Origin of the sequence: Methylocystis sp. (assembly GCF_051061285.1) — a bacterium.
Lineage (GTDB): Bacteria > Pseudomonadota > Alphaproteobacteria > Rhizobiales > Beijerinckiaceae > Methylocystis.
In genome coordinates this window covers 53,220-73,207 of record NZ_JBPFEA010000011.1, presented here as the reverse complement: position 1 = coordinate 73,207, position 19,988 = coordinate 53,220, and the positions used below count along the sequence as shown (strand labels likewise).

Below are 19,988 nucleotides of genomic sequence, written 5' to 3'. Positions count from 1 at the left end.
CTCCCTCCCGCCAACGGGAGCAGCATCGGTGAGTCGGCGCGCCGCCCGGCCTTCCAGGGCATGCCCTGGAAGGCCGGGCGTCACGAAAACTGGGGAATTTTCAATCGGCACATTTGGGGAGTTTACGTCCGGCACTCACAGTCGTGTAACGCCTCGTTGACCTGTTCGGGAGTAGGAGATGGAAAGCCCGCAGACTTTCGGGTCTGCCTGATCTTCTCAGTTAGCGTTTCGACATCGATGGCCGCGTGAGCCTGAACCAAGCCCCGTAGCACAGTCGCATCGGCGGGATAGCTTGAGGCAATGTGTGCATAGAGATTGGCTCTCGACAGAGGAGACAAGCGATCCGCTTCGCTTTTCAACGCTTCATTTCGCGGTTTCTGCTTTAAGCGCTGAATAAGTCCTTTTGCCGCACCCTCCGGGGTGTCGAGAAGTGACGCAAGTTCCGCTTTGAGCCTCTTTTTGGGATTCGTAGCGATTTGCCGAGCGCCCAGCAGATCAGATTGACTGGTCCGGCCTTCGCTTAAGCGATCCTCGAGCGCTTCGCTCAGTTCTTCTATTGTAGCTGCGGGCAATACGCCGAGTAAATAGAATGGCTGAGAAAGCAAATCGAAGGTGGAAGCGGCATTGTTATTATTTTTACGTGTTTCGTCCATGCGCCAAGCTCAATATATACTCAGCCTTTTCAGCCTCTGTTTTGGGGCTTGATGTCGCTGCCTGTCGGGTCGACAGGGGGAGAATATAATTTGAATACCTAAGATTCTGAAAGGACCACGACTGCGCTTTATTGACACAAGACGGCAGCGGTGCGCCGATTCTCCCAGATGGCACTCTGAGCTGGACGCCTCCAATTACCCTGTTTTTAGGTGTCGATAGCAGCGGTATGACGCGGACCGACGTCTTCGCGCAGGGTAAAACATATGGCCTTGCTCCGTCCTGTGCGTTCTTGCTTGGTGAGCGGCGGCATTCCCGTCGCTCATATTCCTTATGCGGGTGCGCCTCGCTCGTGCAGCCAGGCGAAGCGGCGCATGTTGTAGGCGAGATTGGCGAGCCCGATCTTGAGCCGCGCCCGCGCCCGGCCGATGGTTCGCACGAACAGGCCCATCAGCCCCTTCTGATGCGCGAACACATGCTCGACGGCGCTACGCACTTTCGACTTCTGCGCATTGTCGACGCGCGTGCGCTCCGGCATCGCCTTGCCCTTGGGCTTCTTGCGATGAATGCGCGAGACGAAGCCGCGCCGCGACAGCATCGCTTCACTCTTCGCCGAGCGATACGCCGTATCTGCATAGACCTCGCTCGCTGTGTTCGTTCGGTCGAGAACATCCTCGAGCCTTGCGCCGTCATACGCGGCGGCGTGTGTCGCCGTCCATTTGCGGATCAGCCCATGCGCCGGTCGATCGACACATGGTTCTTGTATCCGAAGGCGGGGAATGGCGAGATCGACCGGCGGAAGCGTGCCGTCCTCCCGCACTTTGGCTTTCGTGTATTTGACTGTCCAGCGCGCATCGCGATCTTTCTGCGCGAGCTTCGCCGGCTTGTCTTTCCAGCTCTCTGGAATGCGGCCTTCCTTGATCGCCTGCTTCTTGCCGTTCGTATTGCGTTGCTTGGGCGCGGCGACAATCGTGGCGTCGACGATCTGGCCCGACATCGCGGCCGGCCTCGCGCAGCGCTGCATCAAACTGCTCGAACAAGACGCCGGCCGCATTCGCCTTCTTCAGCGCCTCGCGGAACGTTTAGACCGTATTGGCGTCGGGAACCGCGTGGCCAAACCCAATCCGAGAAAGCGCATGAAAGACAGGCGGTCCTTGATCAGATATTCGCAGCGCTCGTCCGACAACGAATGCATTGCTTGTAAAATCAGCACCTTAAACATGAACACATGATCGAATGGCGGACGCCCACCCTTGGAGCGATCGGCACGCGGCACTGCCGCCTTCAGCGCCGCCCGGAACATCTCAAAATCGACCAGCGCCTTCACGCGCTCAAGATCGTCGCCTTTGTCCGACAGCTCCGCCAGCCGTTCGTCGACGTCGAAAAATCCGGGCGTTCCCTTCGCCATGGCCGCGATTCCCTTGCGACATGACCAAGTGAATCAACTCAACGCCGATTTGGCCAGAGGTTTTGGAGGCGTCCACTTTCGTGCTCGATGAGCACAGACAGCATCCCAATCAGGTGGTGGGTTTCGATCCTCTAGGACTTCGTCCCCCTCAGCGCTCAGATTCCACGTTCAAAGCTTCTGCTAGACTGGGCCACCGTTTGGCCACCGATACACATGAACCGACCGAGAACGCGATTAACCGCCACGCTATAGGAATCAACGGTTTTCGACGCATTTTTACCGCCGCGCCGCCGCTCATAACGGTCTGGTTGCAGGTTCGAGTCCTGCCCGGCCCACCAATCAAATTCAATTACTTAATTCACATTTTGAAACCAGTAGCTCGATCACCCCACCAGTTCACGCACTCGGCCGCTGCAAATCAGTCCGATCCATGTCCGCCATGGATTCAGAGTTCCGCCCATCGGGCAAGGGAGCGGGTAATTACCAAGTGTTTGGGTGATCTAAGCGCCGGTAGCTCCCTTTAGAGTTTAAAGCGCCCTTTAGCGCCCGCACCTTTCGATCGCTATTTTTCAAAAAAATTTATTCCAGACGGCCAGGGGCGCCCCCAGTTTCAGTTCATCCTCAAGATCAGCCGGTTACAATCACATCGATTTGTCAGCCCTCGCCTCGCCCCGCTTCCTCGCGACTTGCGCGGAACGAACGCTGGCAAGCTGCGTTATAGGGACGATCGCTCCAGCAAACGCGAACGTAAGCTTTCGATCCGTCGCGGCGACGATCTCCCCAAGATGCTTGTGAAATTGGCTGAGGGATTTTGCGCATGTACATGACGCCCATCGACTTTATCGACCTCGGGTTTCGCACGTTCATGCGCAACCCATTTTCCCGTCCCGAACAAATCTCCCTGCGGCAAGGGGAAAGCGACTTTCGCTTGTTGGGCGCGCGCGAAGGGCTCGTCGTGACGCTCGGTCCAAAGACGTCCTTTTTTGATCGGCCAAGCAGGTCTGTTTGCCGGTGGCCTGGAACACGCACCATCCCGCGCCAAAGTCCTCACTTCGTGCCGAAACGCTCCTGGATCGTGAACGAGTTCGCCACATTCCTTTACGTGTGTTTTGGCGGCGGAGACGTGAAACTCAATCGGATCGCCACTTCGGAGAAGCAGAGAGAAATTTTGCTGACGGCTGGCGAAGGCAACGTCGTAGAGAAAATCGATCTGACGAAACTTGCAGGAGACAATTCGCCGCCCCTTCTGTTTCTCCAGCCTGCCTATCTTTGTTCGTCCGCCAATGTCACGATTGAATCCGTTCCCTGTGACGCATCGACCATGAGTTGGGCGCGAGCGCCCTATGTCTACAGGACTTGCCCTGTCGACGATGCGTCGACGCCCGCGATCTTATGTCTTGCCGGTAAGACGATGATCTGGTGCGAACGGATCGAGCCCGGCGAGAGTCGGGACTACGCTCTGGGAAATGTCATTGCGACGACCGCCAATGTGGTTTCCAAACTGCGGCCCACCAGCCAGACGCATCCTGAGGATATGAGGGTCGCCGCAGTCGAACAGGATCGCTCCAGAGCGAATGCAATCATTTCGGCTTCCGCAAAAACCAGCAGCAACAGTTCGATCCGCATGCGACTGCGTGAATGCGCCGCCGCCACGAAAATCCTCTTTGAATCGATACGCGCCCGTGAGGGATTCTTCGTGTGCGAAGTGACCAATGAATCTGACGCGCCGGCCCATGTTTTTATCCAACTCAACAAAGGCGATTTTTATGGCGGCTCAGGGCTCGTTGGTATCGTGATAAAACTCGTATCCAGCATCTTCCGTATGTCGCACCTGTCGCTAGGCCACTGATCGAGCGGCTGCGAGGCAGTCTGTCGGGGTCGCAATTATCTTTCCATGGGCGAATAAGTAATCCGTCAATCTACCGCACGTAGCAAAGTTCAACTCAGGTCGTCCAAGCTGCGCCCCGATATGAAGCGATCCGGGGGTGTCCTCTATCCTACCGCCCGTAGGCGCCGAGCGGGCGCGGCGCGCCGGGCGCCTCCGGATATTTTGCCGGTTCGAACGCGTCCCCGCGACGTATTTTGGGGCGCCGCAGTCCCTCGCCGACTTTCACCGTAGCGGAGACGGTCGTCCGCCGCGGCGCGCTTTGTTCGACAGCGCCGCGCTCGCTTCGATCCGAACGCTCGCCCGTTTGCGCCGGTTTCGCTGCGACCTCGCGTTGAAGTCCCTCGACCTGACCGGACAGCGCGCCGATCGCGGAACTTGTTTCCGTCTTCATCGCGTCGATGCGTTTGCCAAGACTCTCGACGGCGTCGGCGCCGGGAGCCGCTGCCTGCATCGAAGATCGCATCGCCTCCATCTCAGCGCGGAGCGCACGAATCTCCTCCTCCGTCTTCTGCGCGGTTCGCAGAGCGGCGGCGCGCTCCGCGCTTTCTTGCGTCGCCATCGTTCGGACGAGGTCCGGCAAGGCGGAGACCGTCGGCCAGGCGGCCTCGGCGATCAGCCAGCCGGCGAGTGCGGCGGCGCCATAGAGCAACGCAGCCCAAAGAATCCGAGAGCCGTGGGTGAATGTGCTTTTAAGCGCCGGCAGCAGGCGTTGCGCGACAGCCGCCTTGGAATGATCCGACACATCTGCGCAGATCGTCGCGTCCGCAGACCCGACTTTCGGCTCCGGAACGTCAGCCGCAGGAGCCACGGCAGGGCTGAGGTCGAGGGCGGCTAATCCCGTTTGCTCGGTCATGGCAAGGCTTCGAATGGGGAGCGCAAGATTTTTGAGCCTCACGCCGATTGCTTGAGAATGGATTAACGGCCTGCGCGACGTGCGCCTCGGCCAAGCCAAGAATCCAAAAACCATGATTCAGGAAATAGATTTGATCCGGAAGGAAATCGTTCGTTCTTGAGGAATAAAAAGCTTCTTCATGAGGGCTCCCGGCCCTCTTGCGAATTTGAAAGCCGATCTTCCTCAATCAGTTTTCAGGCTCAAAGCAGGCGTCAGAAGATTAAGGCGATTTTCAAAGCGCCGAGGCGCGGCGCCTTTCCGACACAAGCGCAAGCTCGCTCTCTGAAGCATCGTTTACAATTTGATAACAGGATGCTGCTCCCCTCGTTTGCCACTGGGCATCCGCCAAGCAAGCGAGGAGTGAGCTTATGGACGAGGCCAGATCTCCAAATGAGACCTCCGACGAAGCGGTTACGCGAGCGCGGGAGGATAAAGCTCCGCCAGCTTGCGTGGGGGCCGAAGCCGAAGTCAAAATTTCCGCTTGCAAACCCGCAATGTTGGTCTCTGACGGCGAGAACTCGGACGCGGGGAGAAAGGTCGAGATCAGGATCAATCTCGGGTTCGACGACCAGACGCTGCAAAGCTTTCTGTCGTCTCTCAAAAACACTCACTTACAGCCGCAGACTGCCGAATATATCAGCCTGACCGCGCCTTACAGGGAAGAGGCTTGCACCACGCGCAGGCAGGCCCGCGACGAACAAAGCGCGCGCGTTTCTCCAGTCGCTCTAATGCTGGTCTTCGCCGTTGGATTCGGACTGAAGCTGCACTTCCACGACATTCGTTTTCCAGTTTTTCCCGATCAGGCCGCCTCGTCGCTCAAGGCTCTGGTCGATAGGATCACCATGTCCGAGTCACAGGGAAATCCGGACGCTAGAAACAAATTTTCTTCCGCGGCCGGACTGGGACAGTTCATCAACGCGACCTGGATGGGGTTGATCAAGAAACACCGTCCCGACCTCGCCGGCGTTCTGAGCGACAAAGAGATTCTCGACTTGCGAAGGGACCCAGATCTCTCTCGAGAAATGACGGCGCGCTATGTCGAGCAAAACACGTCGATCCTGATGAAAAAGGGTCTGCCGGTCACGCCGGGGACGCTTTATCTGGCGCATTTCGCCGGCCCGGGCGGCGCGGCGGCGATCCTGTCCGCGCCGGAAGAGGTCGATGCGGCGACAGTGATCGCCAGCGTCGACGGACAGCCGAGTAGAGCCCGAGAAAAAATCGTCATTGGAAACCCCTTCTTGAAAGGCTTCACCGTGAAAGACCTCAAGAACTGGGCTCATCTCAAGATGCAGGGGATCAGCTTGGAGCTGGGGGCGACGGCGCAGGAGAGTTTGGCGCGGCGAGATTGATCCGCAACGTCAGTATCCGCCGGTAACGGCGGCGGGAGAATGCCGATGCGGGGCGAGATCGGCCGGCGTGGCGCGGCGGGTCAAGCCGCCCTTGGCTATCCATTCCTGCGACGCGGCCGCGGCGCGAGAGATCAGTTCGCCGGCCCGCGAGAAATCGTAAGGGGAAACGTTTAGCGGGCAGAGCGCGGGCGCGAGATGCACGTCGATCTCTTCAGGCAGGCGCTCCAAGTCGCGGATCAATTGCCAGGCGATCAGCAGAGTGATCGCGTGCAGTCCGCGGCCGACGGCGCTCGCTGGCGGCCTTTCCAGGGCGCAGGCGTAACCCGTCGGCAAGACGATGATCCTTCTTGCCCCGAGCGTCATGGCGAGCCACAGCGGCGTGTTGGCGGCGATCGCGCCATCCATCAAGGGCGCGCCGTCCACCTCGACAGTCGGAAAGATTCCCGGCACCGCGGCGCTGGCCATGATGGCCTCTACCGCCGAACCTCGCGAAAAGGTCACAGCGAAGCCCTGCATATCCGTGGCGACGATGTAGACCGGCAGCCTCGCCTCTTGCAGCGCGACATAAGATAGATGCCGCTCGATCAAGCCGCGAAGCGAAGAAGGATCCACCAGATAATCGGCGTGGCGCAGCAAGCCGAGCGCCGCCGACAAGGTGAACGGGAAGATGTCCCGGCGACGTAGATTGAGCCAAATCTGCGCCAGTCTTTCAACCCCTCCCGCGTCGGGCTGGCCGGCGAAATAGCAGGCGTTCATCGCGCCGACCGACGAACCGACGATAAAGTCGGGTCGCACGCCGGCGGCCGTCAAGCTTCGAAGCATGCCGACCTGAACCGCGCCGAGGCTGCCGCCGCCGGCCAGAACAAAGGCAGTTTTGGCGGCGGTTCCCCCGTTCATGGCGCATCCTTTCGGGCGCGTCGGCCGCGTCGGACCAAGAGTCTTCCGCCGGATATCTAGGAGGCCAGGTGAGGTCGATCCATGTGCGCTCTAACTCGTCTATTGACGCGCCGCCGCTCTTGAATTCGGCGCCGGCCTGCTTAATTCGCCAGTGCGGCTCTTTCGCGAGGACTTTGCAATGGCTGACGACGAAAACCCCACCGTTAAAAAGAACAAATATCTTTTCGGGGGCGTCGGCGCCGTCCTCGGCGGCCTGACCGGCGTCGCGATCGGCGGACCGCTTATCGCCATCGTCGGTGCGGGACTGGGCGGCCTGCTCGGATACAATATGCTGAAGCGGCTGTGACGCGTTAATCGTCGCGCTGACCCAGAAACAGCATCACCAGCGCCGCGCAGCCGATGAAGCGGAACGCGGCCTGCTGCATATCGGGTCCGGAGCGCCACATCTGGAACCACTCGCCGCCAACGGCCATGAAGCCGAACAGGTAAAGGCCGACGGCGAGCGCAAGCCCCGCAGTGGCGACATCCTTGGCGGCGTTGAATTGCGTCGCCTGCGCCTTGCGCGCCAGCAATAGCCGCCACACGCCGGCGAGAATGAGCGCGGCGGCGGAGAATTCGATTGCGATGATGAATGCGTAAAGCATTCGGTGCGGCGTAGCACTGGTGACGGCGCGCCACTCGAGCGGGCTGCCGAGCGGCACTTGGTCCATCGACATCACATGGCTGACGACCTGGTAGTTCGTGTCGTAGTCCGTGACATTATTGATTGCGACGAGCAGAATGAGCGCGCCGAGCGCAGCCGTCAGCAAAATCTTCGAATATCTCATCAACATGTCGACCACTCCCGGGCCCAGCCTAGCATGACCTGAGCCATTGATCTTGCGACGCGAGGGCTTACAACACAGTCTGGTCTTCCGTCGGACATGCGACCATGATTGATCTTTATTACTGGCCGACCCCCAACGGCCACAAAGTCACGATTTTTCTCGAGGAAGCGGGACTCGCTTATCGGATCAAGCCCGTCGACATCACCAAAGGGGACCAATTCAAGCCAGAGTTTCTGGCGATTTCTCCCAACAATCGCATGCCGGCCATGGTCGACCGCGCGCCGGCCGATGGCGGCGCTCCGGTCGCGCTATTCGAATCGGGCGCGATCCTCGTCTATCTCGCGGAGAAGACCGGACGGCTTTTTCCCGCGGACCTCCATGCCCGTGCGCGAACGCTGCAGTGGCTGTTCTGGCAGGTCGGCGGGCTTGGCCCGATGGCCGGTCAAAACCATCACTTCGCCAAATACGCGCCGGCGAAAATTCCCTACGCGATCGAGCGCTACCGTAACGAGACCGGCCGGCTCTACGGCGTCATGGACGGTCAGCTCGCCAAGACGCCTTTTCTTGCCGGCGAGTATTCGATCGCCGACATCGCCTGCTATCCCTGGATCGTTCCGCATGAGGATCAGGGCCAGGATCTGCACGACTTCCCGCATCTCAAGCGCTGGTTCGAGGCGATCCGTTCGCGACCCGCGGTAGTCCGCGCCTATGCGGCCGGCGGGCCCTATGAGCGGACGCGTCTCGATTTCACGGCGCTGGAGCGCGAAATACTTTTCGGCCAGACCAGCGAGCGCGGCGGCGCGAAATAGGCTATGGCTGCGCGGCGTTTTTTCTAAGAAGGGCACGCCGCATCCATGTCGAACGACCGCCAAACCGCCGCGCGAGAGACCGCCAAGGCGCTGATCGAAGTGCAAGCGGTGCTCGTGAATGTCGATAAGCCTTTCATAACCACCGCCGGCTGGGCGTCGCCTGTCTACATCGACATGCGCAAGATCATCGCCTTTCCGCGGCTGCGGCGGCGCCTCGTCGAATTCGCGACGCGGACGATCGAGCGCGACATCGGCTATGAATCGCTCGACGTCGTGGCGGGCGGCGAGACGGCCGGCATTCCCTTCGCGGCGTGGATCGCCGACAGCCTCATGCTGCCGATGCAATATGTGCGCAAGAAGCCCAAGGGTTTCGGTCGCAACGCCCGCATCGAAGGCGATGTGATGGAGGGCGGCCGCGCCCTGCTCGTCGAGGATTTGGCGACCGACGGCGGCTCGAAGAAGGACTTCGTGCAGGCGCTGCGCGACTCGGGGCAGCGCTGCGATCACGTCTTCGTGTTCTTCTTTTACGATATATTCGCCGGCGCGCGCGAGGAGCTGGCCGCGCTCGGCATCAGCCTGCATGCGCTCGCAACCTGGCGCGACGTGCTCGCGGTCGCTCGCGAGCACAAATATTTCCCCGATGACGCGCTGAACCAGGTGGAAGCCTTTATCGCCGATCCGGTCGCCTGGTCGGCGGCGCATGGCGGCCTCGCCAAGGCGAAGGGATAGGCCGAAGCGGGCGCTTTTAGCTGCAGCGGATAAATTCGCGATAGAGCCAGCCGAGCCGCTTGCCGCCGGGGCTCGCCACATAGGCCCAGGGCCTGCCGTGATCATCCTCGCCATAGCGCTGCACGACAATAGCCTTCCCGTCTTCGATGGCGCCGATGACATTCTTGCGCTGATCGCGGATGGCGATCGAAGCGCCCATGGCGCCCGTCGCCATGCAACGATCGCCAGCGAGCGCCGTCGCGCCCCATGCGATCGCGGCGGCGAGAGCGGCGAGAGTGAGGCCGGCGAAAGGCGCGAGTTTCTCGGACATCAAAGGCCTCCCGATTGCGTTGGAAAGACTTATAGTCGGGGTTCGCTAGCAGCGAATTGCGCCAACGCACGCGGAGCCGCCATGCGCAGAGCAATGTTTCTTCTTATCGGGGCGCTTTGTGCGCCATATGCGCAAGCCGGCGAGCCGCCGCCGGGCTTCGCGCGCCTCGCTGACGTTGCGCCGACCATCGTTCAGGAAATGCGCTATGCCGGCGTCGATAATTTCACCGGCGCCCCGGTGCCCGGCTATCGCGCGCCGCAATGCTGGCTGCGCACTGACGCCGCCAAAGCGCTGGCCGACGCGCAGAAGGATGCGCGCGCCCGTGGGATTTCGCTCGTCGTCTACGATTGCTACCGACCGCTGCGCGCCGTTTCGGCCTTCGTCGACTGGTCGCGCAACGCCGACCTGCGGACGAAGACCGAACATTATCCGCGCCTCGCCAAGAGTGCGCTGTTTCCCGAGGGCTATATCGCCGAACATTCCACCCATTCGACGGGATTGGCCGTCGATATCGGCGTCAAGGGCTGGGATTTCGGCACGCCGTTCGATTTTTTCGACACGCGCTCATGGACCAAAGCCAAAACCTCGAAGACGGCGCGGGCGCATCGCGACGCGCTCGTGGCGCTGATGCGCCGCCACGGCTTTGAAAATTTCCCGCGCGAATGGTGGCATTTCACTTACAAAGGCGCGGATGGGGCGCCGAGCTATGACGTCGAGATCAAGTGACCCCTTCCGCGCCGGCGAGCTGAACTGAACCTTCATGCGTCCCTCCATGCTCGACCCTTTCTTCGGTCGCGTCGCCGCACTGCCCGGCGTCGGACCGAAAACCGCAAGACTGTTCGACCGGCTGCTCGCCAAGCCGGGGACGGAAGCGCGCCTCGTCGATCTGCTGTTTCATCTTCCGTCGACCGTCATCGACCGCAGCGTGCGTCCCACGATCGCCGCCGCGCCGCTCGAGACGATGGTCGTGTTGAAGGCGTGCGTCACCGAGCATCGTCGCCCTCAGGGCCGATATTCGAAGTCGCCCTATCGCGTGCTCGTCGAGGATGACACGGGCGACGTCGAACTCGTGTTCTTCCTCGCCAATCCCGACTGGATCGAACGCAGCCTGCCGCTTGGCGCGACGCGCTGGATTTCGGGACGCATCGAGCTTTATGACGGCCGCCGCCAGATCGTGCATCCGGACCGCGTGCTCGACGAAGCCGGATTGGCGAAGCTCCCCGCATATGAAGCCGTCTATGGCCTCACCGAGGGCTTGCAGGCGCGTTACGTTTTACGCGCGACGGAAGAAGCGCTGACGCGCCTGCCGAACCTTCCAGAATGGCAGGACGCCAGCGTTCTCGCCGCCAATAAGCTTCCCGCATTCGCCGAGGCGCTGCGCGCGGCGCACCGGCCGGCGAGCGCCGATGCGCTCTCGCCGCAGCATCCTGCCCGTCAGCGTCTGGCGCTCGATGAATTGCTCGCGAGCCAGCTCGCGCTGCGCCTCATTCGCGCCAAGATGCGCCGCCCTGCGGGTCGCGCGCACAAGGGCGACGGCCGCTACGCCCGAGCGATCGAATCCGCCCTGCCGTTTCGCTTGACGCGCGCGCAGCAGCGCACGCTTGACGAAATCCGCGCCGATCTTGCGTCGGAACAGCGCATGCTGCGGCTTGTTCAGGGCGACGTCGGATCCGGCAAGACCATCGTCGCGGCGCTCGCCATCGCGAGCGTGGCCGAGAGCGGCCGACAAAGCGCCTTGATGGCCCCGACCGAGATCCTGGCGCGGCAGCACTACGATCGGCTGACGCCAACGCTCGCCTCCGCGGGACTGCGCGTCGCGCTGCTGACTGGCCGCGCCAAACCGAGCGAGCGCGCGGCGCTCCACGCCGCGATAGGCGCGGGGGAGATCGATGTCGTCATCGGCACGCATGCTCTCGTGCAAAGCGATCTCGCCTTTCGCGACCTCGGCTTCGCCGTCGTTGACGAACAGCATCGCTTCGGCGTCGAGCAGCGGCTGGCGCTCGGCGCCAAGGGCGACGCCGTCGACATGCTGGTGATGACCGCGACGCCAATCCCGCGCACGCTGGCGCTGACGGCGTTCGGCGATATGGACTGCTCGGCGCTCGACGAAAAACCACCCGGCCGCACGCCGATCTCGACGCGCGCGCTTCCGGCCGAAAGAATCGACGAGGTGATTGGCGGCTTGCGGCGCGCCTTGGCGGAGGGCGCGCGGGCCTATTGGGTCTGTCCGCTCGTCGAGGAGAATGAGGAGCTGGATCTCTCCGCCGCGCAAGAGCGGCACGCCGATCTTTCGAAGCTTTTTGGAGCGGCGGTCGGCCTCGTTCACGGCCGGATGAAGGGCGGCGAGAAGGACGCGGTGATGGAAGCCTTTCAGCGCGGCGAGGTTAAAATTCTGGTGGCGACCACGGTCATCGAAGTCGGCGTCGACGTTCCGGAAGCGACGATCATGGTCATCGAACACGCCGAGCGCTTCGGCCTTGCGCAGCTGCATCAGCTGCGCGGACGCGTTGGACGCGGCTCTGGCAAGTCGGCGTGCCTGCTTCTGTACAAAGGCCCGTTGAGCGAAGCGGCGAAGGCGCGGCTGATGATCATACGCCAGACGGAAGACGGATTTCGCATCGCCGAGGAAGATCTGCGGCTGCGCGGCGAAGGCGAAATTCTCGGTGTACGGCAGGCCGGTCTCCCGAGCTTTCGGCTCGCCGACCTTTCCGCGCACGCGCGACTCCTCGCCGTGGCGCGCGACGACGCCGAATTGATTCTGCGTCGCGATCCCGAGCTTGCGAGCGACAGAGGCCAGGCCTTGCGCGCCCTGCTCTACCTCTTCGAACGCGACGACGCCGTGCGCCTGCTGCGCGCCGGCTGATGCCACGTCAAAAGCGACGCGCGATCACGATTCGGTTGCTGTTGACGCCCTTCACATTGTTGGCGACGCCCCAACAGTTGCTGGTTTTCGTGAAGCTTTGCTCGTTGACGAGGACGCCCAATCGCTCGAACGGAAGATCGTCGAGCGCGCGCCAGACCAGCTGTTCGAGCGGGAGCGCCCCGCCCCGGACCTCGCCAACCTCGTAAGCGACGTGACCGCCCGGCTTCACGACTCGCGCTAACTCTTCGAAAACGTCGCGAGTCATCGCGCGCCAGTCTTCCGGCGCGCGAAGCTGCGAGAGGCGGATGCTCTCGGCCTCGATTCCCGCGAACCAGTTGCGCAGCCAATTGTCGCCGCGATAGTCGACGACGTCGAGAAAAGGCGGCGAGGTGACGACGAGATCGACCGTCGCATCTGCGATGTGCTGCAAATGCGCGGCATCCGCCACGACGAGCTGCGTCGCGCAGGCCTTCGGCCCCTCCGCCGCCAAAAGCGCGCGCGATTTCTTGAAAATCAGCTCGGCGATGTCGCGCCGCGGCGGCGTTTGTTCCCGACGCGCATTGATTTTCAATTGCGCCTTCACGGAAACGGCTTGGTTCGGCGGCATCGTATAGACGGAAAAAAACCCGGGAGAATGGCCGGTCAATCGATTGAGCGCCACCATTCGGATCCAGTCGTCGACGGCGTCGAGACGTCGGTCATGCTCGCGCGCGAGCAGATACGCACGCAACGCGCAAATCTGCCGCAGCGTCTCGGAATGATAGAAGGCGCGAAGGTCGTCGCGCTCAACCTCGCCGCGTCCCCAGGGCGCGGCCGCGAGCCTAGCCTCGATCTCGCAAAGCGCAGGAGGCCGCAGCCGCGGGCGCGTCAGCAGCAGCGACAGCGGATTGGCGTCGGAGCCGATAGGCCTCCGCCCCATCAGCGCCGCTTGCAGGATGGTCGTGCCGCGGCCCATGAACGGATCGCAGACGACGTCTCCCGACTGCGTCAGCCGATCGATGAAAAAGGCCGGGAGCTGCGGCTTGAAACAGGCGCGATAGCTGATCTCATGCAACGGATGTGCGCGCCTTTGCCCGGCGGTCCAGAAGGCGTTGAGGTAATAAGGCACGCCGTCTTCGACAACGGCGCGGGTCGCCGCGCCGAATTCTGCGGACCAACGCAGGTCGTGGAAGAATTCCGTTTCCGCGAGCTTTTCAACTGCGCTCATGCTCAGTCGCGCTGACGATCGGCGAGGCTCGGCAGCGACTTGATCCTCGCTCCGGCCGCGCGGCGCGCGAGAGAAAGCTCATATTGCGTCTGCAGTTCCAGCCAATCTTCGGGCTGGACGCCGAACCAGTGTCCCAGTCGCAGCGCGGTATCGGCGGTGACGCCCCGCTGACCGTTGAGGATGGCGGTGACCCGATTGACCGGCACATCGATATCTCGCGCCAGATCCGAGGCCGTCAGTCCGAGTTCCTGCAAATGACGGGCAAGAATTTCGCCAGGATGCGACATCCCATTCTCCATCGACGCCAGTTTGGATTTTGACGGGCGCGCGCGAACGCTCTCCCGTCGCAGATGCGTCGGTCGACGCGCATTTGCTGGCGCTTCCCGCCGAACGCCGATCAAAAATCTTCTGGTGAGCTCTTCATGGTAGCGGCCCATGTTCCGCCCCCGCCGAATATTGTTTTCGTAAACCATATTATCTGGTCCGTAAACTCGGCTGAGGTCGTTAAGCGCTTTCGCCCTCGATCCATTTGGCGCGCGTTTCGGCCATGAAGTCGGCGAGGCGCCCGGCGCCGATGGCTGCGCGCAGGCCCGCCATCAGCTCCTGATAATAGGCGACATTGGCCTGCGTCAGCAGCATCATCCCGAGGATTTCCCCTGCTTTGACGAGGTGATGCAGATAGGCGCGCGAATAATCGCGCGCGGCCGGGCAGGATGACTGCTCGTCGAGCGGCCGCGGATCGTCGGCGTGGCGCGCGTTGCGCAACGTCACCCGTCCGTGGCGGGTATAGGCAAGGCCGTGTCGGCCGGCCCGAGTCGGCATCACGCAGTCAAACATGTCAATTCCCCGCGCGACGGCCTGAACGATGTCGTCAGGCGCGCCCACGCCCATCAGATAACGAGGTTTTGATTCGGGCAAATGCGGGGCGGTCGTCTCGAGCATGTCGAGCATCACGTCCTGAGGTTCGCCGACGGCCAGGCCGCCGACGGCGATCCCATCGAACTCCATGCCGGCGAGCGCCTGGGCGCTTTCGATGCGAAGCCGCTTCGACTCGCCGCCTTGCACGATGCCGAACACCGCCCTGCCCGGACGCTCGCGAAACGCCTTACGCGAACGCTCCGCCCAGCGCAGCGAAAGACGCATGGCGCGTTCGGCCTCGCCTTCCGAACATGGCAGCCGCACGCATTCATCGAGCTGCATCTGGATGTCCGAGCCCAAGAAATCCTGAATTTCCATCGAGCGCTCGGGCGACAAATGATGTCGCGAACCGTCGATATGCGACTGAAAAGTCACGCCGCTTTCATCGAGCTTGCGCAGCTTCGCAAGCGACATCACCTGAAAGCCGCCGGAATCCGTCAAGATCGGATAGGGCCAGCGCATGAATTCATGCAGTCCGCCCAGCCGCGCGATCCGCTCTGCGCCTGGCCGCAGCATGAGATGATAGACATTGCCGAGCAGAATGTCGGCGCCTGCGGCGCGCACGTCATCGACGAACATCGCTTTCACCGTCGCCGCGGTGCCGACCGGCATGAAGGCGGGCGTACGGATTGTTCCGCGCGGCGTATGAATTTCGCCCTGGCGGGCGAGGCCGTCGGTCGCGAGAACGGAAAAGGAAAAAGCCTGCGTCACTTGTTGTCCTTCGCGCCGAGTACGGCGAGCTTCACGATGCGATAGCAACCGCTGTCGCTTTCATTGAACCACACGGAAAACTCTGACCCGACCATTATCGTTGCCTCGCGCAGGTCAGATCGCCAGCTCTCTCCAAGACCGAAGTCGATTCGTCCATCGCGCCGCAGGATGAATGGACGCACGCTATCGCCGTCGAGCGCAAAGGCGCCGAAAAGATCCCATGTCGAAACGATTCGCGCGCCGTCGATCCGCGCGTCAATCGTCATCGGCGCCTCTCGCGGATCGTCGCGCCAGAGCGCCAGAATGCGCATGTCGCGAGGCGCGCTCATGTTTCAACGCGCTGCAGCAGACAAGCGTCGCCATAGGAATAAAAACGATAGCCGCTTTCGATGGCATGCGCATAGGCGGACTTCATGCGCTCAAGGCCGGCGAATGCGCTGACGAGCATGAACAGCGTCGAACGCGGGAGATGGAAATTGGTGAGCAGCATATCGACAGCGCGGAAGCGATAGCCGGGCGTAATGAAGATCCGCGTGCGCGCAGCATAAGGCGCAAGCCATCCGGCGTCGTCCGCGGCGCTTTCCAGCACCCGCAACGCCGTCGTGCCGACGGCGACGATGCGCCCGCCTCCGGCCCGCGCCTCGTTCAGCGCCTGCGCCGTTTCAGCATCAAGCCGGGCGAATTCCTCGTGCATCCTGTGCAGGTCCGTGTCCTCCGCCTTCACGGGAAGAAAGGTGCCGGCGCCTACATGCAGCGTCACGCGGTAAAGACGAACGCCGCGCGCTTCGATCGCTGCGAGCAGCTGCGGCGTGAAGTGCAGGCCGGCGGTCGGCGCGGCCACCGCTCCCGCTTCGCGCGCAAAGATCGTCTGATAGTCTCTTTCATCGCGCGCGTCGGCCGAACGCTTGCCGGCGATATAGGGCGGCAGGGGCATGACGCCCGCCTGCTCTATCGCTTCGTTGAGCGTGGATCCGGAGAGCTCGAAAGCAAGCGCAATCTCTCCTTCGTCGCCCTTCGCTTCGACGCGGGCGTCGATCTCGCCCCCATGGCCCATAAAGCTTATGCGATCGCCGATCGCGAGCTTCTTGGCCGGGCGCATCAGCGCGCGCCAGCGGGAAGCGTCCAGCCGTTCGATCAGCGTCGCTTCGACATTGGCGCTCAACGCGCCACGAAAGCGCCGACCGGAAAGCCGCGCGTGAATGACGCGCGAATCATTGACGACGAGCGCGTCTCCCGGGCGAAGGTAATCCGGCAGATCGCGAACAATCCTGTCCTGGAAAGTCCCGCCCGCCGGCACGACGAGCATGCGGGCGCTGTCGCGGGGATCGGCAGGCCGAAGAGCGATTCTGTCTTGCGGGAGGTTGAAGTCGAAAAGGTCGACGCGCATACGGAGCTTGCAAAAACCATAAGCTCCGTCAGGTCAAGTATGCGAGAACGGTCAGCGGCGCCGATTGTTGATCAACCGGCGCCGCGGCGAGAGCTTATTGGTATGAGCCGACGCGTCGGCGACGCTCGTCGAATCGGAACTCCGGAGCGTTGCGCAGATCGTCGCGAGTCGTGTTCACAATCGCTTCGACGTCGCCATCTTCGTTCCGAGAAACGACCATTGATGACGGGTCAATCGCGATATGACGCTCGCCGACGCCAAGGAAACCGCCGACGCTGACGATGACCGCACGCACGTTCCTATTATTGTCGAAGATGACGTCCTCGATCTCGCCGACGTTATCATTCTGAAGATTGCGGACGTCGCTGCCGATCAGCTGAGACATGCGCATATCGGTGGGGCCGAGCCTGTAGAAAATTACGCGGGCGGAGCCGAGCTGCTCCAGTTCGCGCATTTCGGCTGCGGATCGCCCTTTCGTCATCCGCCGATCCATGCCCGTCCGGTCCATGCCTGACTGGCTGTCCTGATCGCGCATCCGCTCCCGCGCTGCGCTGCCTCGCCAGGTCGGCGCGGCGTCGTCATCGTGGCCCATATCCCGCCAGCCGCTGCGAGATGTCGTATCCTCCACATCCTTGGCTGGTTGGCCTTGTTTCTCCTGCCACTGATTGCTGCTGCGAGACTGAGGTTGATTCTTGCTCGAGCTCGCGCCCGTGCGATCGCGCGCTGCATTCGCTGTCACGCTGGCGGAAAGCGCGATCGCCGCGACTGTAGCGATCAACAACTTGAGCGATTTCATCGGATACTCTCCACTGTTCCGCTCGCCCGTCTCGGCGAGCGATACTTTGCAACCAGCGTCTGGAGAGATAGTTCCGAATCGTGCCTCCAACTCAGGTCTTTACTGCACATGCGCCCAAGGCGGGGGCGCATGCTTGACCAAAGGCTCGACCTGTCGCGTCAGTCGATCAACCCAATGTCGCCTTGACGATCTTGTCTGGATCTTTCACCGGCTCGCCGCGCTTGATCTTATCGACATTCTCCATGCCGGAGATCACCTCGCCCCAGACCGTATATTTATTGTCAAGGAAGCGCGCGTCATCGAAGCAGATGAAGAACTGCGAATTGGCGCTGTCGGGGCTTTGCGCGCGGGCCATCGAGCAGGTTCCGCGCACATGCGGCGTGCTGTTGAACTCGGCCTTGAGGTCTGGATATTGCGATCCACCCGTGCCCGTGCCGCGCGGGCATCCGGTCTGAGCCATGAAGCCGTCGATCACGCGATGAAAGACAATGCCGTCGTAGAATCCTTCCGAAACGAGCTTCTTGATATGCGCGACATGATTGGGCGCGAGGTCTGAACGAAACTTGATGACGACCGGTCCCTTCGTCGTCTCAAGCGTCATGGTGTCGGCGGCTTCGGTCATGATCATTTCCTTTGATTTTTGCAGGCGTAGCGGCTCTTGAACTCAGCTCTCGTCGCCAGCGACGCGCATCTTGATGATCTTATCGGGATTATCGACCATGCCATTATTGGACTTCGAACCCTTCTTGATCTTGTCGACGACATCCATGCCCGAGACCACCTCGCCGAACACGGTGTATTTGCCGTTGAGCTGCGGCGCGTCTGCATAGACGATGAAGAACTGCGAATTGGCGGAGTCGTTGTCGCCCGGCTGACGGGCCATTCCGAGCACGCCGCGCTTGAACGGCGTATTCGAGAACTCCGCCTTAAGATCGAGATAGCGGGAGCCGCTCATGCCCGTCCCCGTGGGATCGCCAGCCTGAGCCATGAAACCGTCGATGACGCGATGGAACGCGATGCCGTCGTAGAAATGCTCTTTCGCGAGCTTCTCGATGCGCTCGACATGCTTGGGCGCGAGATCAGGCCGCAGCTTGATGGTGACGCGGCCATCTTTCGTGTCGAGATAAAGGAGATGATCATCTGCCGCTCCAACGGGCGCGGCGCTAAGCGCGGCGACGGCCGCGGCGGCAAGAAGCAGACGGCGGGTGAGTTTCATGAAGCCTCCCTATGTATTGCCGCGCCTTTTTATAGCGCGTTTGAGTGCGGCGACGGCGGCGGCCGGCGCAAAGGCCGACACGTCGCCGCCAAGCGCCGCGATCTGGCGCACGAAGGTTCCGCTGACGTGGCGTAGCCTTGGCGAAGCAGGCAGGAAAACCGTGTGAATGTCGGGCGCGAGCGTCCCGTTCATCCCCGCCATCTGCATCTCATAGTCGAAATCGGCGCTATCGCGCAAACCGCGGAGAATGGCGCAGGCGCCGTGCTGGCGCGCCGCCTCGACGACAAGTCCGTCAAAGCCCGCGACCTCGAACCCGCAAGACGCGCCCAGCCCGGCGCAGGCCTCGCGAATGACCGCCGCGCGCTCGTCGAAAGAGAGCCACGGCTCCTTGCCGTGGTGCACGCCGATCGCAACGACGATCTTGTCGAACAGCGCCCCGCCCTGCCCCATCACGTCGAGATGGCCAAAGGTCAGCGGGTCGAACGTGCCGGGGTAGAGGGCCGTCCGCGCGGTGGCGGCAGAGGTCGCGATCATCGCAGCGGTATAGGAGATTTTGCGCGGTTTCGCGAGACTTGAGCGCCTTCGCCGCCACAACCCGCTGCGCGCCGCCGACGATTGCCCGAAAGTCGCGCCCCGACGCTGCTTTTCGGACGCGCCAACACTCGCGCGTTGCGAGCGGAGCGCTACAATAGATCGGGCGCATCCGGCGTGAATGGCCGGACCTATGAAGGAGACTCCAGCATGGGACTTTTGGATTTTCTGACCGGAAAAGGCAAACCGGGGCCTGCCCCAGACGCGCTCAAGAAAACGGCCGAGGCTACCCCTGAGGCCGAAGAGAAGCCCGCGGCCGCAGGGTCGTCCGCGACAGAGACCTTCTACGTCGTGAAGCCAGGCGACACGCTGTGGAAGATCGCCGAAGCGCATTACGGGGCCGGCAAGGGCGCCAAATATATGGAGATCTTCGAAGCCAATCGGCCGATGCTGACCGATCCCGACAAGATCCAACCGGGTCAACGCCTGCGCATCCCAGACGCGCCGACTGGTCCCTCGGCCGGGGGCGACTGGAAGCCTCCAAGCGAAATCGCCAGCAAATAGGGCTAGCCGACAGCTTTGCTTCTGGGCGGAGCAGA

The 19,988-nt window shown here is 62.0% G+C and carries 21 protein-coding genes and 2 pseudogenes; 8 read left to right on the top strand and 15 right to left on the bottom strand.

Annotated elements, in window-relative coordinates; translation table 11 throughout:
* Nucleotides 1-122: 122 nt before the first annotated feature.
* On the bottom strand, nt 123-653 hold the full coding sequence (locus tag ACR65T_RS03835; protein WP_434495247.1) for a hypothetical protein: 531 nt from the start codon (nt 651-653) through the stop codon (nt 123-125).
* Nucleotides 654-982: 329 nt separating this feature from the next.
* Nucleotides 983-2,059: pseudogene (locus ACR65T_RS03830) on the bottom strand (IS5 family transposase).
* 823 nt (nt 2,060-2,882) lie between these two features.
* Between ACR65T_RS03830 and ACR65T_RS03825 the strand changes: the two are divergent.
* The gene (locus tag ACR65T_RS03825) at nt 2,883-3,908 is read left to right on the top strand and encodes a hypothetical protein (RefSeq protein WP_434495246.1); all 1,026 of its coding nucleotides are present in this window, start codon (nt 2,883-2,885) and stop codon (nt 3,906-3,908) included.
* 148 nt (nt 3,909-4,056) lie between these two features.
* Here the strand turns inward: ACR65T_RS03825 and ACR65T_RS03820 are convergent, their stop codons facing one another.
* Nucleotides 4,057-4,800 carry a hypothetical protein gene (locus ACR65T_RS03820; RefSeq protein WP_434495245.1) on the bottom strand — a complete coding sequence of 248 codons (744 nt, stop codon included), beginning with the start codon at nt 4,798-4,800 and terminating at the stop codon, nt 4,057-4,059.
* A 533-nt stretch (nt 4,801-5,333) separates the two neighbouring features.
* Here ACR65T_RS03820 and ACR65T_RS03815 point away from each other — a divergent pair.
* On the top strand, nt 5,334-6,188 hold the full coding sequence (locus ACR65T_RS03815; RefSeq protein WP_434495244.1) for a hypothetical protein: 855 nt from the start codon (nt 5,334-5,336) through the stop codon (nt 6,186-6,188).
* 9 nt (nt 6,189-6,197) lie between these two features.
* Here the strand turns inward: ACR65T_RS03815 and ACR65T_RS03810 are convergent, their stop codons facing one another.
* Nucleotides 6,198-7,085: a patatin-like phospholipase family protein gene (locus tag ACR65T_RS03810; RefSeq protein ID WP_434495243.1), complete on the bottom strand. Its 888-nt coding sequence runs from the start codon at nt 7,083-7,085 to the stop codon at nt 6,198-6,200.
* A 178-nt stretch (nt 7,086-7,263) separates the two neighbouring features.
* On the opposite strand from ACR65T_RS03810, the gene ACR65T_RS03805 reads away from it, so the two are divergent.
* Nucleotides 7,264-7,431, top strand: a complete 168-nt coding sequence (locus ACR65T_RS03805) for a hypothetical protein (RefSeq protein WP_434495242.1) — start codon at nt 7,264-7,266, stop codon at nt 7,429-7,431.
* Between the two features lie 4 nt (nt 7,432-7,435).
* Here ACR65T_RS03805 and ACR65T_RS03800 read toward each other — a convergent pair whose 3' ends face one another.
* A complete protein-coding gene (locus ACR65T_RS03800) occupies nt 7,436-7,918 on the bottom strand; it encodes a DUF2165 family protein (protein WP_434495241.1) in 483 nt (160 codons plus the stop codon).
* 98 nt (nt 7,919-8,016) lie between these two features.
* Between ACR65T_RS03800 and ACR65T_RS03795 the strand changes: the two genes are divergently transcribed.
* Both ACR65T_RS03795 and ACR65T_RS03790 read left to right on the top strand, forming a co-directional pair.
* Nucleotides 8,017-8,721 (top strand): glutathione S-transferase N-terminal domain-containing protein, encoded by a 705-nt coding sequence (locus ACR65T_RS03795; RefSeq protein ID WP_434495240.1) that lies wholly within the window; start codon nt 8,017-8,019, stop codon nt 8,719-8,721.
* Nucleotides 8,722-8,766: 45 nt separating this feature from the next.
* A complete protein-coding gene (locus ACR65T_RS03790; protein ID WP_434495239.1) occupies nt 8,767-9,450 on the top strand; it encodes an orotate phosphoribosyltransferase in 684 nt (227 codons plus the stop codon).
* Between the two features lie 16 nt (nt 9,451-9,466).
* Here ACR65T_RS03790 and ACR65T_RS03785 read toward each other — a convergent pair whose 3' ends face one another.
* Nucleotides 9,467-9,760: a peptide-binding protein gene (locus ACR65T_RS03785; protein ID WP_434495238.1), complete on the bottom strand. Its 294-nt coding sequence runs from the start codon at nt 9,758-9,760 to the stop codon at nt 9,467-9,469.
* Between the two features lie 81 nt (nt 9,761-9,841).
* On the opposite strand from ACR65T_RS03785, the gene ACR65T_RS03780 reads away from it, so the two are divergent.
* Nucleotides 9,842-10,486 (top strand): M15 family metallopeptidase, encoded by a 645-nt coding sequence (locus ACR65T_RS03780; RefSeq protein ID WP_434495237.1) that lies wholly within the window; start codon nt 9,842-9,844, stop codon nt 10,484-10,486.
* A 34-nt stretch (nt 10,487-10,520) separates the two neighbouring features.
* Nucleotides 10,521-12,623, top strand: coding sequence for an ATP-dependent DNA helicase RecG (recG, locus tag ACR65T_RS03775; RefSeq protein WP_434495236.1), 2,103 nt, complete (start codon nt 10,521-10,523; stop codon nt 12,621-12,623).
* 7 nt (nt 12,624-12,630) lie between these two features.
* On the opposite strand, the gene ACR65T_RS03770 is transcribed toward recG, so the two are convergent.
* The 9 genes from ACR65T_RS03770 to coaD form a co-directional block, all read right to left on the bottom strand.
* Nucleotides 12,631-13,830 carry a DNA methyltransferase gene (locus ACR65T_RS03770; protein ID WP_434495235.1) on the bottom strand — a complete coding sequence of 400 codons (1,200 nt, stop codon included), beginning with the start codon at nt 13,828-13,830 and terminating at the stop codon, nt 12,631-12,633.
* A 2-nt stretch (nt 13,831-13,832) separates the two neighbouring features.
* Complete coding sequence (locus tag ACR65T_RS03765; protein WP_246720743.1) at nt 13,833-14,117, bottom strand: HigA family addiction module antitoxin; 285 nt, start codon at nt 14,115-14,117, stop codon at nt 13,833-13,835.
* A gap of 217 nt (nt 14,118-14,334) precedes the next feature.
* Nucleotides 14,335-15,459 (bottom strand): tRNA guanosine(34) transglycosylase Tgt, encoded by a 1,125-nt coding sequence (gene tgt / locus ACR65T_RS03760; protein ID WP_434495234.1) that lies wholly within the window; start codon nt 15,457-15,459, stop codon nt 14,335-14,337.
* Nucleotides 15,456-15,788, bottom strand: coding sequence for a hypothetical protein (locus tag ACR65T_RS03755; protein WP_434495233.1), 333 nt, complete (start codon nt 15,786-15,788; stop codon nt 15,456-15,458). Before ACR65T_RS03755 ends, tgt begins: the two co-directional genes overlap by 4 nt.
* Entirely contained in the window at nt 15,785-16,846 is a 1,062-nt protein-coding gene (gene queA / locus ACR65T_RS03750) for a tRNA preQ1(34) S-adenosylmethionine ribosyltransferase-isomerase QueA (protein ID WP_434495232.1), read from the bottom strand. Before queA ends, ACR65T_RS03755 begins: the two co-directional genes overlap by 4 nt.
* A gap of 94 nt (nt 16,847-16,940) precedes the next feature.
* Entirely contained in the window at nt 16,941-17,642 is a 702-nt protein-coding gene (locus ACR65T_RS03745; RefSeq protein ID WP_434495231.1) for a PRC-barrel domain-containing protein, read from the bottom strand.
* A 166-nt stretch (nt 17,643-17,808) separates the two neighbouring features.
* A complete protein-coding gene (locus tag ACR65T_RS03740; protein ID WP_029650543.1) occupies nt 17,809-18,264 on the bottom strand; it encodes a peptidylprolyl isomerase in 456 nt (151 codons plus the stop codon).
* Nucleotides 18,265-18,306: 42 nt separating this feature from the next.
* The gene (locus ACR65T_RS03735; RefSeq protein ID WP_256035792.1) at nt 18,307-18,858 is read right to left on the bottom strand and encodes a peptidylprolyl isomerase; all 552 of its coding nucleotides are present in this window, start codon (nt 18,856-18,858) and stop codon (nt 18,307-18,309) included.
* Nucleotides 18,859-18,867: 9 nt separating this feature from the next.
* Nucleotides 18,868-19,392, bottom strand: a complete 525-nt coding sequence (coaD, locus tag ACR65T_RS03730) for a pantetheine-phosphate adenylyltransferase (protein WP_434495230.1) — start codon at nt 19,390-19,392, stop codon at nt 18,868-18,870.
* A 339-nt stretch (nt 19,393-19,731) separates the two neighbouring features.
* Here coaD and ACR65T_RS03725 point away from each other — a divergent pair.
* Nucleotides 19,732-19,953, top strand: a pseudogene (locus tag ACR65T_RS03725) (LysM peptidoglycan-binding domain-containing protein); the annotation flags it as partial.
* Nucleotides 19,954-19,988: the final 35 nt, after the last annotated feature.

Bases quoted from the DNA above. Each gene is read 5' to 3' on its own strand.
- ACR65T_RS03835 (WP_434495247.1), bottom strand. From the start codon at position 653: ATGGACGAAACACGTAAAAATAATAACAATGCCGCTTCCACCTTCGAT.
- ACR65T_RS03825 (WP_434495246.1), top strand. From the start codon at position 2,883: ATGACGCCCATCGACTTTATCGACCTCGGGTTTCGCACGTTCATGCGC.
- ACR65T_RS03820 (WP_434495245.1), bottom strand. From the start codon at position 4,800: ATGACCGAGCAAACGGGATTAGCCGCCCTCGACCTCAGCCCTGCCGTG.
- ACR65T_RS03815 (WP_434495244.1), top strand. From the start codon at position 5,334: ATGTTGGTCTCTGACGGCGAGAACTCGGACGCGGGGAGAAAGGTCGAG.
- ACR65T_RS03810 (WP_434495243.1), bottom strand. From the start codon at position 7,085: ATGAACGGGGGAACCGCCGCCAAAACTGCCTTTGTTCTGGCCGGCGGC.
- ACR65T_RS03805 (WP_434495242.1), top strand. From the start codon at position 7,264: ATGGCTGACGACGAAAACCCCACCGTTAAAAAGAACAAATATCTTTTC.
- ACR65T_RS03800 (WP_434495241.1), bottom strand. From the start codon at position 7,918: ATGTTGATGAGATATTCGAAGATTTTGCTGACGGCTGCGCTCGGCGCG.
- ACR65T_RS03795 (WP_434495240.1), top strand. From the start codon at position 8,017: ATGATTGATCTTTATTACTGGCCGACCCCCAACGGCCACAAAGTCACG.
- ACR65T_RS03790 (WP_434495239.1), top strand. From the start codon at position 8,767: ATGTCGAACGACCGCCAAACCGCCGCGCGAGAGACCGCCAAGGCGCTG.
- ACR65T_RS03785 (WP_434495238.1), bottom strand. From the start codon at position 9,760: ATGTCCGAGAAACTCGCGCCTTTCGCCGGCCTCACTCTCGCCGCTCTC.
- ACR65T_RS03780 (WP_434495237.1), top strand. From the start codon at position 9,842: ATGCGCAGAGCAATGTTTCTTCTTATCGGGGCGCTTTGTGCGCCATAT.
- recG (WP_434495236.1), top strand. From the start codon at position 10,521: ATGCGTCCCTCCATGCTCGACCCTTTCTTCGGTCGCGTCGCCGCACTG.
- ACR65T_RS03770 (WP_434495235.1), bottom strand. From the start codon at position 13,830: ATGAGCGCAGTTGAAAAGCTCGCGGAAACGGAATTCTTCCACGACCTG.
- ACR65T_RS03765 (WP_246720743.1), bottom strand. From the start codon at position 14,117: ATGTCGCATCCTGGCGAAATTCTTGCCCGTCATTTGCAGGAACTCGGA.
- ACR65T_RS03755 (WP_434495233.1), bottom strand. From the start codon at position 15,788: ATGAGCGCGCCTCGCGACATGCGCATTCTGGCGCTCTGGCGCGACGAT.
- queA (WP_434495232.1), bottom strand. From the start codon at position 16,846: ATGCGCGTCGACCTTTTCGACTTCAACCTCCCGCAAGACAGAATCGCT.
- ACR65T_RS03745 (WP_434495231.1), bottom strand. From the start codon at position 17,642: ATGAAATCGCTCAAGTTGTTGATCGCTACAGTCGCGGCGATCGCGCTT.
- ACR65T_RS03740 (WP_029650543.1), bottom strand. From the start codon at position 18,264: ATGACCGAAGCCGCCGACACCATGACGCTTGAGACGACGAAGGGACCG.
- ACR65T_RS03735 (WP_256035792.1), bottom strand. From the start codon at position 18,858: ATGAAACTCACCCGCCGTCTGCTTCTTGCCGCCGCGGCCGTCGCCGCG.
- coaD (WP_434495230.1), bottom strand. From the start codon at position 19,392: ATGATCGCGACCTCTGCCGCCACCGCGCGGACGGCCCTCTACCCCGGC.